The sequence below is a fragment of the Stieleria mannarensis genome (assembly GCF_014154935.1).
Taxonomy (GTDB): Bacteria; Planctomycetota; Planctomycetia; order Pirellulales; family Pirellulaceae; genus Stieleria; species Stieleria mannarensis.
Window position 1 is genome coordinate 35557 of the sequence record NZ_JACEHH010000015.1, and the last position, 15037, is coordinate 50593.

The 15037-nt window shown below is 59.1% G+C and carries 13 protein-coding genes; 7 read left to right on the forward strand and 6 right to left on the reverse strand.

Annotation, left to right across the window (positions count from 1 at the left end):
- Nucleotides 1-9: 9 nt before the first annotated feature.
- Entirely contained in the window at nt 10-1503 is a 1494-nt protein-coding gene (locus H1B37_RS12080; RefSeq protein ID WP_182866919.1) for an outer membrane protein assembly factor BamB family protein, read from the reverse strand.
- Between the two features lie 308 nt (nt 1504-1811).
- On the opposite strand from H1B37_RS12080, the gene mdh reads away from it, so the two are divergent.
- Nucleotides 1812-2759, forward strand: coding sequence for a malate dehydrogenase (gene mdh, locus H1B37_RS12085; protein WP_182866920.1), 948 nt, complete (start codon nt 1812-1814; stop codon nt 2757-2759).
- Nucleotides 2760-2778: 19 nt separating this feature from the next.
- On the opposite strand, the gene H1B37_RS12090 is transcribed toward mdh, so the two are convergent.
- Nucleotides 2779-3834, reverse strand: a complete 1056-nt coding sequence (locus H1B37_RS12090) for an NHL repeat-containing protein (RefSeq protein ID WP_286177666.1) — start codon at nt 3832-3834, stop codon at nt 2779-2781.
- Between the two features lie 234 nt (nt 3835-4068).
- On the opposite strand from H1B37_RS12090, the gene H1B37_RS12095 reads away from it, so the two are divergent.
- From H1B37_RS12095 to H1B37_RS12115, 5 genes are all read left to right on the forward strand, one after another.
- Nucleotides 4069-5214 (forward strand): L-threonylcarbamoyladenylate synthase, encoded by a 1146-nt coding sequence (locus tag H1B37_RS12095; RefSeq protein WP_182866921.1) that lies wholly within the window; start codon nt 4069-4071, stop codon nt 5212-5214.
- Nucleotides 5214-5795 (forward strand): ribose 5-phosphate isomerase B, encoded by a 582-nt coding sequence (gene rpiB, locus H1B37_RS12100; protein ID WP_182866922.1) that lies wholly within the window; start codon nt 5214-5216, stop codon nt 5793-5795. The genes H1B37_RS12095 and rpiB overlap by 1 nt, the downstream gene beginning before the upstream one ends.
- Nucleotides 5792-6817 (forward strand): DNA polymerase III subunit, encoded by a 1026-nt coding sequence (locus H1B37_RS12105; RefSeq protein WP_182866923.1) that lies wholly within the window; start codon nt 5792-5794, stop codon nt 6815-6817. Before rpiB ends, H1B37_RS12105 begins: the two co-directional genes overlap by 4 nt.
- The gene (locus H1B37_RS12110) at nt 6801-7259 is read left to right on the forward strand and encodes a DUF3750 domain-containing protein (protein WP_182866924.1); all 459 of its coding nucleotides are present in this window, start codon (nt 6801-6803) and stop codon (nt 7257-7259) included. Before H1B37_RS12105 ends, H1B37_RS12110 begins: the two co-directional genes overlap by 17 nt.
- A 136-nt stretch (nt 7260-7395) precedes the next feature.
- On the forward strand, nt 7396-8544 hold the full coding sequence (locus tag H1B37_RS12115) for a hypothetical protein (RefSeq protein WP_182866925.1): 1149 nt from the start codon (nt 7396-7398) through the stop codon (nt 8542-8544).
- Nucleotides 8545-8783: 239 nt separating this feature from the next.
- On the opposite strand, the gene H1B37_RS12120 is transcribed toward H1B37_RS12115, so the two are convergent.
- From H1B37_RS12120 to rbp, 3 genes are all read right to left on the reverse strand, one after another.
- The gene (locus tag H1B37_RS12120) at nt 8784-9194 is read right to left on the reverse strand and encodes a hypothetical protein (protein WP_182866926.1); all 411 of its coding nucleotides are present in this window, start codon (nt 9192-9194) and stop codon (nt 8784-8786) included.
- Between the two features lie 302 nt (nt 9195-9496).
- Nucleotides 9497-10654 carry a zinc metalloprotease gene (locus tag H1B37_RS12125; protein WP_182866927.1) on the reverse strand — a complete coding sequence of 386 codons (1158 nt, stop codon included), beginning with the start codon at nt 10652-10654 and terminating at the stop codon, nt 9497-9499.
- Between the two features lie 104 nt (nt 10655-10758).
- Nucleotides 10759-11022, reverse strand: coding sequence for an RNA-binding regulator (gene rbp / locus H1B37_RS12130; protein WP_182866928.1), 264 nt, complete (start codon nt 11020-11022; stop codon nt 10759-10761).
- A gap of 475 nt (nt 11023-11497) precedes the next feature.
- Here rbp and H1B37_RS12135 point away from each other — a divergent pair, with 475 nt between their 5' ends.
- Nucleotides 11498-12979 (forward strand): hypothetical protein, encoded by a 1482-nt coding sequence (locus H1B37_RS12135; protein WP_182866929.1) that lies wholly within the window; start codon nt 11498-11500, stop codon nt 12977-12979.
- A gap of 456 nt (nt 12980-13435) precedes the next feature.
- Here the strand turns inward: H1B37_RS12135 and H1B37_RS12140 are convergent, their stop codons facing one another.
- Nucleotides 13436-14866 carry a mechanosensitive ion channel family protein gene (locus H1B37_RS12140; RefSeq protein ID WP_286177667.1) on the reverse strand — a complete coding sequence of 477 codons (1431 nt, stop codon included), beginning with the start codon at nt 14864-14866 and terminating at the stop codon, nt 13436-13438.
- Nucleotides 14867-15037 lie beyond the last annotated feature (171 nt).

Consider the following 15037-nt stretch of genomic DNA (forward strand, 5'->3'; position numbering starts at 1 on the left):
AAAAGTGAATCAGTCGGTTTTACGTTGCGGGCAGTTTTCTTGCTGCGAAAACTGAGCCCCGTCGTCGTCGGGCAATCCGAAACAGTAGACCGCCCCGATCTCTGTCGTCGGGAGCGAAAACCCGACGCGTGCTTTGGCCTGTTCTTTGCTGCTCCATGCCGTGAACAGGTCCGACCCCGATCCGACATAGACTCTGCCGTTGGAGACCGAGGGGCCGCACCACACCGGCCCGATGGGGATGGTTTTGAGCAATTTGCCAGTACGCGAATCAAGCGCCGTAAGCTCGCCGCTTAGGGTGGTGGTGAAAAAAACCAGTTCGTCAGTCAACGCCACACCGGACCCAACGGGATCGCCGCAGGTAAATTTCTCGCCGTCATCCAGGTTGGTGTGATGCAAACGCGGTCGCTCGTGCCGCCAATGCTCGACCAGGGTATTGGGCGCGATGGCGGTGACGCGTCCCGCCGAGGGGGGAATGATCGGATTGGTTCTGGAACTAGCGGCGCCCTGTAGTGCAATCGCCAGTCCCGGCCAGTCCGTTCCGTTGGCATAGACACGCTCACCATCGAATCCGCATCCGGTTTGCAATCCGCCCAAGGCGCTGGGCAGGGCCAAGATGCGGGTGTCTTTGGACGCCCGCATGTCGGCAACGGGCGGCCCCTGGTATTTCGGTGTTTGATAAAGGATCTCGCCGCCGGCCCGATCGATGCGGTTGCCGTTGTCAAACTCGATGGCGACCAGAGGATCAAATCGCTCGGGTTCGGGACCGACCGTGTAGCCCCAAAGCGATTCGCCACTTTCCGGATCAAATGCGGCGACGAACCCGCGTCCGGAGCAGCAGGGATAATCCGGTATCGCCCCCAGTGCGTGTTCGAATCCGCCGCCGGCGACGATCAACTTGCCATCGGCAAGGATCGGTGACGACATGATCGTGTTGGACGGGTGTGCGGCGGAAAAGGGCTCCCGTTTTGTGTTGACCTTCCAAAGCAACTTGCCGCTGAATCGGTCCAAGCAGATCAATTGTCCGCCAAAGGTGCCGAAATAGACGCGCTGGTCGTCCACCAACGCCGAATTCATCACACCGTCAACGGTGGCATCCAAACCATGCTCGATGTACGGATCGCCGTGTTCAGCCGTCACGATCGATTCAATCTCGTGACACCAACAAAGCTTTCCATCCGGTGTCAGTTTGTAGAACGAGGGTTGGGTTCGTGTCGTACCGAAGTAGACGTAGCCGTTGACGACGACCGGGGTCGCATGAACGACGCCGATCTCTTCGGTTGATCCGCGGGTCGGAAACCGCCACTTCTCCTCCAGCGTCGCGACGTTACTCGCTTTGAGAGTCTGTTCGGCGTGATTAAAACGCCAGCCGCGATTGTCGTAGTTGTACTGGGCCCAATCGCCGGGTTCGATCGCCGCAGCGTGGCTCCAGACGCTGGCCGCAGCGCCTAGGCTGAGACACACAGCGGTGAACATGCGGTTGGATGTGCGGATACGTCCCATCATTGACCTCGCTTCGGCGGCGGATTCAGTTCTCGATTGCTTTGACTGGCCGGTTGCATAGAAAGGCGCGCCGACCGCGACGGATCACGCCGCGCGGGAAGTTTTTTTGTGAAATTCCTGGGGCGGTCGCCTCCGGCCGCTTGATTCCGATTGACGGGGCCGCAGCGGGACGCACCGAGCGACCAGAAATTCTGGGCCAGGCTGAGCTTCGTGAACCTGCCTCTACTTGACCGCGGCGGCTGGTCGGAGACGATGGACGCTTGTCAGGCTATCCCGTTTTCGCCCCCTTCCCTTCCTTGAAAGAAACAACCATGCGTCGCGCAAAAATCACCGTCATCGGAGCTGGTAACGTCGGAGCAACCTGTGCACATTGGTGCGCCGCTGCGGAGCTCGGTGACATCGTCTTGTTGGACATCCCGCAAACCGAAGACATGCCGGCCGGGAAAGCACTCGACCTGATGCAGTCGTCGCCGATCATGGGCTTTGACTCCAAGATCGTCGGCACGACCAGCTATGACGATGCGGCCGACAGCGACGTGATCGTCGTCACCGCCGGGATCCCGCGTAAACCGGGGATGAGCCGCGATGACCTGCTAGCCACCAACGCACGGATCATCACCAGCGTCGGCGAAGAGATCAAGAAATCCAGCCCCAACGCCGTCGTGATCGTCGTCAGTAACCCGCTGGACGCCATGGTCCAGCAAATGTGGAAGGTCACCGGGTTTGACCGCGCGAAAGTCTGCGGACAAGCCGGCGTGTTGGACACCGCGCGCTACCGCACCTTCCTGGCGATGGAACTGGGCGTCAGCGTCGAAGACATCAGCGCCCTGCTGATGGGCGGCCACGGCGACACGATGGTGCCGATCCCCAGCTGCACCAGCGTCGGCGGGATCCCTGTGACCCAGCTGATCGATCCGGCACGGCTGGAAGAGATCGTCGAGCGAACCCGCAAGGGCGGTGCGGAAATCGTCTCCCTGCTCAAGACCGGCAGCGCCTACTACGCACCGGCGGCGGCCTGTGCCCAAATGGTCGAAGCGGTCGTCAAAGACAAGAAACGCTGTATCCCGGTCGCCGCCCTGTGCGAAAGCGAGTACGGCGTCGGAGGCTACTACGTCGGCGTGCCGGTGATCATGGGCAGCGGCGGAGTCGAAAAGGTGATCGAGCTGAAGTTGACCGATTCCGAAACCGCAGACTTCCAAAAAAGCGTCGACGCGGTCAAGGGGCTGGTCGCGTCGATGGACGAATTGCTGGCCGGTTAGCGTTCAGGCCGGCTGGCGTTCAGGCCGGCAAGCGCGTCCGCTGGATGCGATGATTGTTGCTGTCCAGGACGTGCATGCGTTGTTTTGAATCGACGACCAGCCCCCAAGGCTGATAGAGCTGGCCGATTTCGAATCCCGGCGCCCCCCAGATGGCCTGCGGGGTGCCGTCGGCCGCCAGCCGCTGAATCCGCTGGTTGCCGTACTCGCAAACCAACACGCCCCCGTCGCTCAGCAGTGCCAGATCATAGGGATAGTGAAACTGTCCCGGCTGGTTGCCTTGCTGGCCCCAGACGTCGATCCAGCGCGGCCGGGGGCCGCTGATGTCGTAACGTTGGATGCGATGATTGCAGGCATCGGCGATCCATAACACGTCGCCGTCGATCACCAGACTTTGCGGCCGGACGAATTTTTCTTTCTCGCGTCCCGTGCCGCCCCACTGGGTGATGAAATTGCCATCGGGATCGAACTTCTGGATCCGATCCGAATCGCCGTATTCGCCGATGTAGTAGCAACCGTCGCGGTCGGAGACGGCATCGGTGACGAACGCGAATTGGCCGGGTGCGCGACCGGCCTGGCCACCGATCTCCTTGTCCTGGACCCGCTGTCCGTCCAGGGTGTAAACCAGCATGCGGTAGTAGTGCGTGTCGGCGACCAGCAACAAGTCGTCGCCGGGTGTCGGTCCGTGCTGGACCGCCAATCCGGTCGGCCGTCCGTTTTTGGTTTGCGGCGTTTTCCATTCCCGCAACCAATTCCCATCGCGGTCAAAGACTTGGATGCGGCCGGTCGTATCGACGATGTACAGATGATCGTTGCGGTCGATCGTGATCGCGCGGGGTTTAAGAAACCGCCCCGAACTTTGGCCTCGGCGTCCCCAGACCAGTTCAGTTTGACCGTGCCCGCTGGCCGGCACGCAGCCCGTCGCGGCCGCGGTGACGACCGCGGCGGCGGCGCAGCCGGTCTGTCGCAGCATCTGGCGACGCGGGATGGCGTCGCGGCCAAATTCGTGGGGCAATTTGCGAGGCGGATTGTCGCGGCGGGGCATTGCGGGGGAATGTCGCGGGGCCGGTTTTCTCATGTGTCTGATTGACGACGGTGGGATCGATTGGTGCGCCGCGATGAGGGTTTTGCGGGCGGCGAAACCATTCTACAGGCCTTTTCCGAAGCGTCCGGTTGTCGACTTATTTTTACCGCTCGTACAATAGCGGCAACCACTCCGCCAGTGCTCGCAATCGTTGCCCCGACAATTCGATCCGTTGGCTGCGAACCGTTCCGTGTGTGCCCTTTTTGACAGCCTGATCCGTCGGTATTCATGACCAAAGTCCTTGACCTACGCGAAACCGACGACCCCAGCGACATCATCCACCGCACCGTCCAGGCGTTGACCGAAGGCCAGGTGGTGGCATTTCCGACCGACACCGTGTACGGGATCGCCGCCCACGCGCTCAATGAACAGGCGGTGGAGAAGATCGTCCAGATCAAAGGCCGAGGCGAGGAGCCGATGGCGATTTCGGTGCGAAGTCGGCAGGCGGCGGAAGATTTTTTCTGCGAGGCGTCTCCGGTCGCTCGGCGGCTGAGCCACCGTTGTTGGCCCGGACCGCTGACGCTGGTCACCCCGTGCGAAAACGACCATTCGGCCGTTCATCAGTTGCCCGCTTCGGTTCGTGCCCGGATCACCGGCCCGGGCGGGGGAATCGGGTTCCGCGTGGTGGACCACCGGATCTTGGAAGCGATTCACCGATTTATGGCCGCCCCGCTGGTGCTGACGAGTGCCAATTTGAGCGGAAAACCGACCGAAACGACCGCCCAGGGTGTCCTGGAACAACTCTCCGGGACGTTACCACTGCTGCTCGACGACGGCCCGACTCGTTATGGTGGGGCGTCCACGGTGGTCCGCGTGATCGGAAACCGCTGGGAATTGTTGCGAGAAGGAGTGATCGAGCGAGCCGCCATGAACCAATTCGTCAAACCCGTTATCGTAATGGTATGCACCGGCAATACCTGTCGCAGCCCGATGGCGGAAACCTTGATGCGTGAATTACTGCGAAAAAAGATGGGCCGGGAAGACGCGGTCCGGGTTTTATCAGCAGGGGTCGCCGCGTCGACCGGAGGAAGCGCGAGCCCGCAATCGATCGAGGTGATGGGAGAGCGTAAACTGGACTTAACCGGACATGCCAGCCAACCGCTCAATGAAGACATCATGAACGTCGCCGATCTCGTGTTGACCATGACGCGTTCCCACCGTGCCGCCATCCTGGCCGCTTGGCCGGACATGCACGATCGTGTGTTCACCTTGCGTCATGACGGCGGCGACATCTCCGACCCGATCGGGATGCCCGTCGATGCGTACCGGCAGTGCGCCGACCAAATGGAAGGCGAACTGGAAAAATGGTTTGAACGTCTCGACGACGACTTTTTTCCTGAAGTCTCCGACGGAGACAAGGAGGAGTCTGTGTAATGCGAATTTCACTCGGAAGCGATCACCGTGGCGTGCAGATCAAAGCCCGCCTGATCCAATCCTTGACCGCCAACTCGTTCGAGGTGCTCGACGAAGGCACCTACGGCGACTCCTCGGTCGACTATCCAGACTTTGCCGAAGTGGTGGCCAAACGCGTCAGCGACGGCCAAGCCGAACGCGGCATCCTGATCTGTGGCACCGGCATCGGGATGGCCATCACCGCCAATAAGTTTCCCGGCGTCCGCGCCGCACCGTGCTACGACGAAGTCATGGTCGAAATGAGCCGGCGACACAACGACGTCAATGTACTGTGTCTGCCCGGTGACCTGATCGGTGAACGGTCGATCGACGACCTGGTGCTCCGCTGGCTGCAAACCGACTTCGATGGCGGACGCCACGCCGAACGCATCGCCAAGATCAACAAGATCGAAAAGGAAAACGTGAACGAGCGGCATTGCCAGGCCAGCGCCAACGGCCAAGCCAGCGCCAACGGCCAAGCCAGCGCCAACGGCCAAGCCAGCGCCAACGGCCAAGCCAGCGCCAACGGTCACCCCGCCGCTGCGGATTCATCGGCGACATGATCGCGTCCTGGAACGATTTGATCGGGAACCGCCATCTGGAATCCTGGTTCGGCAACTCGATCCGACAACAACGCTTCGGCGGCAGCTTTCTGTTGGTCGGCCCGCCGGGCATCGGCAAACGCAGTGTCGCCACGCTGCTGGCCCGCACGCTGCTGTGCAACCGCAACCCGCCCGAGTCGATGCAGCCCTGCGGCGTCTGTGAAGCCTGTGTGCAGGTCAACGCCGAAACACACCCCGATCTGATTCGTGTTCGCAAACCGAACGACAAGACGGTGATCCCCGTCGACCTGTTGATCGGCCGCCCGGAAGTGCGGATGCAAGAAGGGTTCTGTCGCGACGTCCGCTTGAGCCCCTATTGCGGTCGCCGCAAGGTGGCGATTCTCGAGGACGCCGATTTTCTGAACGAAGAAGGTGCCAACTGCCTGCTCAAAACGCTTGAGGAACCGCCCTCGGATGCCGTCATCATCTTGGTCGGGACCAGCGAACAAAAACAATTGCCGACCATCCGGTCTCGCTGCCAGGTGATCCGCTTCGCACCACTGAGTGATGAGGACGCCGTGCGATTGATCAGCCAGGTTCATCAGGTCCAGGCCGACGCGGCGGAGATCTCGCGAGCGGTCGACATCGCCGCGGGAGACATCCCGGCGGCGCTGCGGTTGCTCGGTGGCGATTCCAGCCGCTTTCGCGAGGCCTTCATCGGTGCGCTCTCCGGTCCCTTTCCCGATCCGATCGCCATCCGACGGATTGTCACGACGCGGGTGGACGAAGCCGGAAAGGACGCCCCGAAAAAACGCGCCGTGCTTCGCGACGTTTTTTCCATGGCCGTCGGGCACTACCGCAAAGCGATGCGTGACGAAGCCTTTGCCGCCTCGCCGCGACCGACCACGCTGGCGCGACTCGACCGCAGCATTCGCGCACTCCGCGAGCTGGACCGTATGGCCAACGTCTCGACCTTGATCGATTGCTTCGCCGCCGACATCGCCTCAGGCCAAACCGGTGACCGGGGTGAAATCGGTTCCTGAATCGCCAACGCCGCCGTCGGTCACCGTGGAGCTTTGGGCGGCCCGCTTGCCCGGCCCCTTTCGTTTTGCCGAACACTGTTGGCTGCTAGTCCGTCGTGGCGACGACGTCGACCGCTGGGAGGTCTGGCAGGACGCGGACTGTGGCGGGGAAAGCTGGGGGCACGTGCATCGCAACCTGTTGGCCCCGACGGCCGGTATCCGAAACCACCCCGCGTATTGGCTGCACCAGTGGCACGGCCAGCCGGCCGATCATCTGGCCCGCCGCATCGAAGACGCACCGAACTCGTATCCCTGGTGCGGGCTTTACCGTTACGTCCCCGGCCCCAACAGCAACACCTTCGTCCAGTGGTGCCTGGAAGACCGCTATCGATTGTCCTGGAGAAGCGTCGGAGCCGGCTACGCACGACGTGCCGCGGGGCGGGCGGAAGTGGTCAAAAAATAGGTTGGTCAAAAATGGTGCGGCGTCTGTATCATGTCCCTGCATGAGCAGGTCTTTCTATTGGCGCGGCGATATTTGAAATGCCGCGAAACCAGATGCTCCGGTAGGTGCAAGCATACATGACTACACGATCACGCTTATGAACTCGACCACAGATCTCATCGTCGCAAATTTAGACTCCTTTGACGCGATACTTGCTGACGTTTCCAATGCGATGAAGTTGGATGTCACGCCGCAGGGAAACGTTAACATCGACGACGTCGTCTCGATCGTCGCGATTCATCGAGATCTTCTCGACGATCGCTCGGCCTGGTGGAAAACTCGACGCGAGGTCTACGCCCGCTTTGCATCTCACGAAGTGATCTCGACACGGACGCTTGCCGCGATCCCGGATGCAGTACGTGACGAAATCGCGGCCCTGGCAAATCGGGATCTCGAATCGATCGCTTCTCGTTGGGCCGAACTCGGTGATTCGACACCCGCGGACGCTGATGCCGCGTTTCTCGCACTGCAACGGCTCGTCCACGTTTGTATGCAAGCAAAAGAATCCGAACTCAGTGTCTTGCTGCGGACGAACCATCCACCAAATGATTTCGAGACCGCGTTCTACAACACAGCCGGCAAGCAGCTTCAGAACTTCAAGAAGGCGTTCGATTCATGGGATGAATCGAAGCGGTACGAGGCACACCAACGGTACAACTATTACCTGAAACAGGGGGACGTGGATTGCCTGAATCAAGTCCTGAGAGATTTCAGTCGACCGAAGACGTCTCGGCTGAATCTAAAGACGGACCAACGCAAGATTCGCAAGTACATTACCAAGCGGGTGAAGAGCTACGCCAAGTCGCCATCGCCTGCACTGGGTGATCCAGGCGACCCGATCGGGAGGATTTCGCTCGAATTTGATCTCGAGTACGAAGGGTTCGTCGACCTGGTCTTTGATACTCGCCCCGATGCTGCGGAGGCAGATGAGTTTGTTGAGGACACGGGGGATCGTCTCGACCTGTTTCACTGGTACGAAGGCACAGAGCGATTTGCCGGCGACAACCTTCCGTTAACGATCACGTTGCTGGACGGAAGCAAGGTCGTCATTGGATCCGATTCGGATGGCGAAGCCTATGATAAACACATCGGATCGATGCTCCGCGAAACGTTGATTGAACTCCGCCATGAGGGGGCCTTTTCAAAACTCCCGATCGCCGATCCCTGTGTTTTCACTGTCGGAGGCGTTCACACCAACTACTCCTGGAAGTCCGAGACGCGGAGTCCAACGAACGACAGCCCGTGAAGAGCAACGTAGCTGCAGCGAGCAGGTCCGGATGCCGGCGCGAACCGGTTGATCAATGGAAACTCAGCCGTTTAGCATTGGCCGACCCGCCCCAACCCAAGTTAATCGATGCTCAACGTAGCGGTCTCGGACTAGCAGCTAGGCTTTGTCGCTAAACCCGTAGCGGAAGCCGCCGAGGCTTTCGACTCGCATCAGTCCACACGGAAAAAGCCGAAATTCTTGGCGAATTCCGCTACCACCTACGACCCTTGCCGGGTGGAGGGACAAAGCCTAGGAACCAACGGTTCTCGATGTGTCATCGGTGAGTACCACTGGAAAATCGATCCGATGACGTGAGGACGCCCCCGATCGGTCCACAGAAACACGTTCCCATAGATTTCTCCGGCGACCGGGTTGGACCAATTCAGGATTGACGAGGGGTGCAAATCGAGTTTCCGCGGCGGTGTACCAGCGACTTCGAATTCGTATTGGCGTGCCGCCTGGGTCGAGATCCGCAGGGTCTGATGAACGCGATCACCGGTCGCCGACGAGTCTTCTTGGGGCGTTTCGGCCATCGCGCCATGCCCGCAACTGAACACCAACACGGCCAGCACAAGCCCCGACCACACGGATTCTGTTTTTGAGAATCGTTGCCGGCAAGATGAAATCATGTCGAGGCTCTGGTGGTTATGAAGAATCGTGCCGCTAATACATCGGTCGCGTTCGGTCCAACGTAACCGCCCGCGCCCCCCCTTGCAAAGACAGGGCGTCTAAATTGCCCCGCAGCCGCGCGCAGCCATACAACGCAACAGCCTTCGGAGCCACCCGATGAAATCCCCTTTGCGGTCTTGTCGCAGTGTTTAGCTTGCGTGTCGCGCTGCGGAATGAAAAACTCCGCCAGCACCAGGCATCGTTGGAGGCTCTCGACGACCAAGTCGCCGGGCTGGATGCACCGATGCAGCGTCACGGCACGTCAGCGACCAAACGAATACGGAACCAGAGTTGCACTCTCAATCCCGCGTTTCCGGCCATCTCCGGTGAAGGCTCCGTTGGCGTACACGGCAAGGATTTTCAATTGTCCCTTGCGTCCCGGTGTCGGAATCGACAGAGAAAACCGAGACTGGGGGTCGACCTGGGCGACAAATCCCTTGACCCAATAGCCTCCGATCTTGTCGTCGCGATCATCGATCACCACGATGCGATGAATCGGGAAATCGGACTCCAGTTTCCCGTCAACGACAATCGTGTGCGTCTTGCGGTCATAGTCTGCGGTGAGCCGTTGAAATTCGGTTCGGGGAAGTTTGCTTCGCGACGCCGGATTGCCGGTAAACACCGGGTGTGTGGAAAGGATCGCGGCACCGGCTTCGGACAGGTACGCCTTCGTTCGATCGGGCATTTTGTGATAGCGATAGATCCGGTTGACCGGTCCCATCAGGGTGTTGCCCTTGCCCAGTTCCACCTTCGGCCCGATGTGCGGCAAGCCGAGCGCATGGCCGAATTCGTGAATGCAACCCTTAAGCGTCAGTTTGTCGTTGAGCGGCGTGACCATCTCGCTGCGCGGTGAAATCGTCCCCGGCAAATTGGTGTAATTCAGAACCGCCCAGCCGCCGTCTTTGGAATTGCCCGACCCGCGATAGTTGTCGTGCTTGGCCGGCGGATCACCGACGTAGACGAAGATCCAATACAGGTTGCCGGCGATTTTGACGCCGTGTTCACTCCTCAGCTTGTCGTATACCTGCCGACTGATCCACTGTTTCTTATAGGCCCCGCCGGCGGCCGGCAAATCGCCTCTGACGTGAATCACCGAGATCTTCCCATCGTCGCCCCGATTGAAGATCTCTTTCCGGGCCGGTGTGTATCCCCAATCGGTCAGACCGGCATGAAAGAATTGCTCGGCGTAACGACCGAATTGGTCTAGCCGTTTGCGAAAGTCCGATCGCGGCGGTTGAATATCACTCGGGGTGAACAGGACGATCTGTGCCTGGGGAACCGAGTGATTCTGTGCGACGACGTTGGCCGCACCGAGTGCCGTGATGAACCCAGTGAGGCAAAGCGCTGGAATCCACCGTGCGTTGTGGTTGTTGTGGTTCCTGCACGACCGGCGCGGTAGGAATCGGATCGGAGTTGTCATCGCGAACGATCGAACGAGTGCGAAAGGGTCTCTTGTGGGAGACCGATTCTAACAAACGTGATCGACGGGCGACGACAACTCGATCCTCAATCCGACAGTGGCCGTTACCAGCGGTTGCTACGCTCTTCGCGCGGCTTGGCCTCGTTGACGGTCACGTCACGTCCGCAGATCGATTTTTGATCGATCCCGCTGATCGCTTCCAAGCCGGCTTCGCGGGTTCTCATTTCGACAAACCCGAATCCGCGTGATCGGCCGGTATCGCGGTCTTTGATCACATTGACCGACTTGACGTCGCCGTACTCGCCGAAGGCTGCTTCGACATCGTTTTCGGTTGCGTCAAAACTGAGGTTTCCAACGTAAATGTTCATACTCGAACTCCTATTGAAGGTGATTCCGTGGTGACGGAAACAGGACAGGAGTCAAAAGAGAGGTTCGCGATCGATGGATCGCCAACGCAGGAGGGTGCGGTGCACCAAATATTTCCAGCCGCGAGCGCCAGAAGAATCGAAACGATCAATCACAGAGAACTTTTAAAAAGCCCAGCCCGGAACGAAAATCCAACTCATCCGTAACAACAACTATCCGAAACTACTTTTCCAAAGCTCTCTCAATCGTCCTTCGTCGTGGAGGGGAAAGAGGTGCATCAACGCACGTCGGCCTTCGCCATGAATCACGACACTCAACACTATAGCGGTCTATCGGCCGTTTGCGGTCGTGAATCTACCGGTAATGTTAAAATGGCTGGTGCATGTCGTCGCAACAGCTGTCACAGGCGTGATTTGGGGTATCCTAATGCGTGTGTAATTTCTTGCGGATTGACCGTGCACTGGAGGAAAACGTTGAATGTTCCTACCGTTTTCGCCATTCTTCTCGACGATGCATCGAATCCTCGTTCCCGCGACGTTCGTGGCAGCAACGCTGGTGGTACATTCGGCGAGCGCCAGCAGTCCCCGCCTCGACACACTGCTGCAATCCTTCCACGAGTACTCCGGCGCCCAGTTGGTCTTCCACCGCGACGACCTCCCGCCCGGGCGATATCACGACGTCCTAAAACCCCTCGACGACTCAGAAAAAGCACGCGCGGCGGCGATCTGCGTTCGCGAGGCAAAGCTGTATCCGCCGAACTATTTTCGCGAAGTCGGACTGGAAACCGTCGGAGTCTTCGCGGCTTGTGCGTCCAAGCAAACCAGCGACCCGGGCCGTCCGTACGACAAACAACTCCAGGGTTACCGGTACTTCGGCGTCTACAACGGTTCGAGCGCCATTGCCGCGGCGTTCTACAGCGAGGGGCAATTAGAACTGACGTTTCACCACGAGATTTTTCACCATGTCGACGCGACCGTCGATGGCGAAACGGCAACGTGGCAATTGTCTAGCGATGACGCGTTCTACCGAGCGGCGATCTCCGGTCGCCGCCCGTACACGGCATCGCCGATCGCCAGTGCCGACTTGGATGCACTGCGCCGACGGTGCTTCGGGCTAACTCTCAAAGACACGGTCAGCGACTACGCCGCCAAGAACCCGCGTGAAGACCAAGCAGAAACGGCGCGTCATTTAATGAGCATGCTGCCCGACGCATTGGTGCAGATCATCGACCAACCCGATCTCGCCGGCAGCCAACGGATCATGCACGTGCTGCGCGAGTACGAGCAATCGGCGCCCGACGGCCCTGGGATCGACTGGTTTGTCGACGTCGCGCTCCAGCGTGCCGATCGCACTCCATACACGGATACCGCTGAACCGTTGCTGGAACGATTGAGAACCTTTGCCGAGCGTGGGCAAAGCGGCTATCGAGGCGTTGAGCACAACCCAAAGGGTGCCAGAGCTGCGCTGAAGGCCGTTGTGCGAATCGCCCCCGATTCGGTGACGGCAAAAGAGTCTGCGGAAATGGTTGCTCTGGCGACCGAGATCACGGACGCCTTGCTGAAACAGCGGATCCGACCTGATCAGTCAGAGCAACGGTTTGACATTTGGGGACACGAACAAGCCGACGGTGTCAATCATACGTTGCGTCGCGACGTCGTCCGGTTTGGCAATGACGCGAAGCGATTGAATTTGATTGCCCAGATTCATCAACCTGGCCCCGATCCATCGAGCGATCGACTGATGCGGGCACAATTGAAGAACTTGCGAATGATCGCGCGGTACTACGTGTTCATCCGCTCCGGCTGGTCGGTGACCGAGGGAACACAAAACGTTTTTGATTCGACGCGGCAGGCGTTTCTGAAATCGCTTCCCGACGTTCCCGAAGCGATGTACACGCAATTGAAAACGAAATCGTTTGCCGAATTGGCAACCCAGATCTCGCCTGAGGGTCGGATTTAGACTTGGCTGAAGACCTCTTTGGGGAGAGGGGTTGGGGGTGGGCTGGCGAAAATCAATGGAACTTGGAACGTTGGGTAGGTTCGGGGACGTTCAGCGATTCTGCTGGATCCCTCGATTGCAAATTGCAAACTGTTCATTGCAAAATTCAAATTTGCCGGGAATCGTCGCTCAAATCATTTCGCAATTTGCACTGTTCATTTTGCAATTTTCAATCGTTGCCGGTTCACCAGTTTTCGACGCCACGTACTTTTCTTCAGGCCAGTTTGGGTTTGAGGGGCCGAATGTCCGACCAGATTCCCGGCCGCTAATCCCCTCCTCCCCAGCCCGTCTCCCTCCAAAAAATGCCGGGGGGGAGAAGGGCGCCATTGGTAGTTGCGTGGACCCCGAGACCTTTTGGTGGCTTGGATGGAAGACTCCCGACGACCCGGAAGGGCCATCGTACTGGAAGATGCGTTGCTAGGCTTTCTCCGCTGACGCTGCGACCTGATGCACGTAGATGTCGCGTTGGGGGAAGGGGATCGAGATCCCGGCTTCGTCGAATCGCTGTTTGACCGCGCGGGTGATGTCGGTTTTCACCTGCCACCAATCGCTGGTCTTGGCCCAGGGACGGCAGACGATGTTGACCGAGGAATCCGCCAGGGCATGGGTGACGACCACCGGGGCGGGATCGTCCAAGACCAACTCGTGTGACTTGACCACTTCCAAGATGATCTGTTCGGCTTTTTCGAAATCGTCGCCATAGCCGATGCCGAATTCCATGTCGACGCGGCGGTTCTCGTTGGCCGTGATGTTGGTGATGACGTTGTTCCAGATCGAGTTGTTCGGCACGTGAATGGTTTGATTGTCAAAGGTCCGGAAGGTCGTCGAGATCAAATTCATCTTGTCGACCGTTCCCGTGATGCCGCCGGCGGTGACGACGTTGCCGACATCGAAGGGGCGATTGACCAGGATCATCAATCCGCTGGCGAAATTGCTGAGCGTTCCCTGCAACGCCAAACCGACGACCAGACCGGTCGCTCCGATCGCCGCCACGATCGGCGTGATGTCAATTTCCAGAGCGGTCAACGCGACGGCGAATCCGATCACAAACACGACGTTTTTAATCGAGTTGGCGATCAATCGTTCCGCCAACTGAGACAGTTTGACTTTGCGGTCGAGCAGCCAATTCACGCTGGTGGCGACAATCTTGGCCACCATCCAAGTGATCAACAAAATGACGAGGAATTTGATCAGATTCCATGCCCAACGCTGTCCGCCCTCTTTGGACAACAGCCAGCCGACAAACCCCGACCACGCCGATTGGACATCGGTGGTGTCGAGTTCGATCCCCGACACCGCGGAGATGTAGCTGCGATACTCTTCGGCTTCGCCTCCTTTGCGCTCCAGTGAATCGAGGACGACTTCCAGTCGATCGCTGAGCGCCGTTCGCTCGTCTTGGAGCACGTTGACGTCGTCCAACAGCGTCTGTTTCTCCTCGGCCATTTCCTGTTCGGCGGCTTCCTGTTCGGCAGTGGCGTCGCTCGGTTCCGCCGCAGCGGTGGCGTCGTCAGTCGTTCCCGCGGCGGCCGTGGACTCCTGGTCGCTGATCACTCGTTTCACGCCCAGCCGGGCTTCGGCGATTTCTCCGCCTTTGGCCCGCAGCAGGGCAAACCAGGCATCGGCCTCACGCTGAAGTTCCGCTTTGGTCATCGGTTTGACCATGATTTCCAGCTGATCGATCGGAATTTGCGGATCGCTGATCTTGACCGCGGGCTCGGCCGGAGCGGCGGATGGATCGCCGTCCGTTTGGGCACACAGCGGTAGCGGGCAAAAAACGAGAAACGTGACGGCCGGCAGAATTATTCTTGAAAAAATCATCAGCGGGATTGCATCGGGTGTCAAAGGCATCCGGTTCGGACAGGTGAACGCCTTCATTCTTAACGTTTCGGCCCGATTGCCAAGTCGATCTTGAGGACGTTGTGGGTGATCGGCGACAAGAAAACCTGATCGAGCACGCCAAATCGGCTGTCCCAGGCGGTTTCAGTCTCTAAAATCTTGCTACCCCCAAAAACTTCCTAC

Excerpts from the sequence above, each read along its gene's own strand:
- H1B37_RS12080 (WP_182866919.1), bottom strand. The coding sequence starts at position 1,503 with ATGATGGGACGTATCCGCACATCCAACCGCATGTTCACCGCTGTGTGT.
- mdh (WP_182866920.1), top strand. The coding sequence starts at position 1,812 with ATGCGTCGCGCAAAAATCACCGTCATCGGAGCTGGTAACGTCGGAGCA.
- H1B37_RS12090 (WP_286177666.1), bottom strand. The coding sequence starts at position 3,834 with ATGAGAAAACCGGCCCCGCGACATTCCCCCGCAATGCCCCGCCGCGAC.
- H1B37_RS12095 (WP_182866921.1), top strand. The coding sequence starts at position 4,069 with ATGACCAAAGTCCTTGACCTACGCGAAACCGACGACCCCAGCGACATC.
- rpiB (WP_182866922.1), top strand. The coding sequence starts at position 5,214 with ATGCGAATTTCACTCGGAAGCGATCACCGTGGCGTGCAGATCAAAGCC.
- H1B37_RS12105 (WP_182866923.1), top strand. The coding sequence starts at position 5,792 with ATGATCGCGTCCTGGAACGATTTGATCGGGAACCGCCATCTGGAATCC.
- H1B37_RS12115 (WP_182866925.1), top strand. The coding sequence starts at position 7,396 with ATGAACTCGACCACAGATCTCATCGTCGCAAATTTAGACTCCTTTGAC.
- H1B37_RS12120 (WP_182866926.1), bottom strand. The coding sequence starts at position 9,194 with ATGATTTCATCTTGCCGGCAACGATTCTCAAAAACAGAATCCGTGTGG.
- H1B37_RS12125 (WP_182866927.1), bottom strand. The coding sequence starts at position 10,654 with ATGACAACTCCGATCCGATTCCTACCGCGCCGGTCGTGCAGGAACCAC.
- rbp (WP_182866928.1), bottom strand. The coding sequence starts at position 11,022 with ATGAACATTTACGTTGGAAACCTCAGTTTTGACGCAACCGAAAACGAT.
- H1B37_RS12135 (WP_182866929.1), top strand. The coding sequence starts at position 11,498 with ATGTTCCTACCGTTTTCGCCATTCTTCTCGACGATGCATCGAATCCTC.
- H1B37_RS12140 (WP_286177667.1), bottom strand. The coding sequence starts at position 14,866 with ATGCCTTTGACACCCGATGCAATCCCGCTGATGATTTTTTCAAGAATA.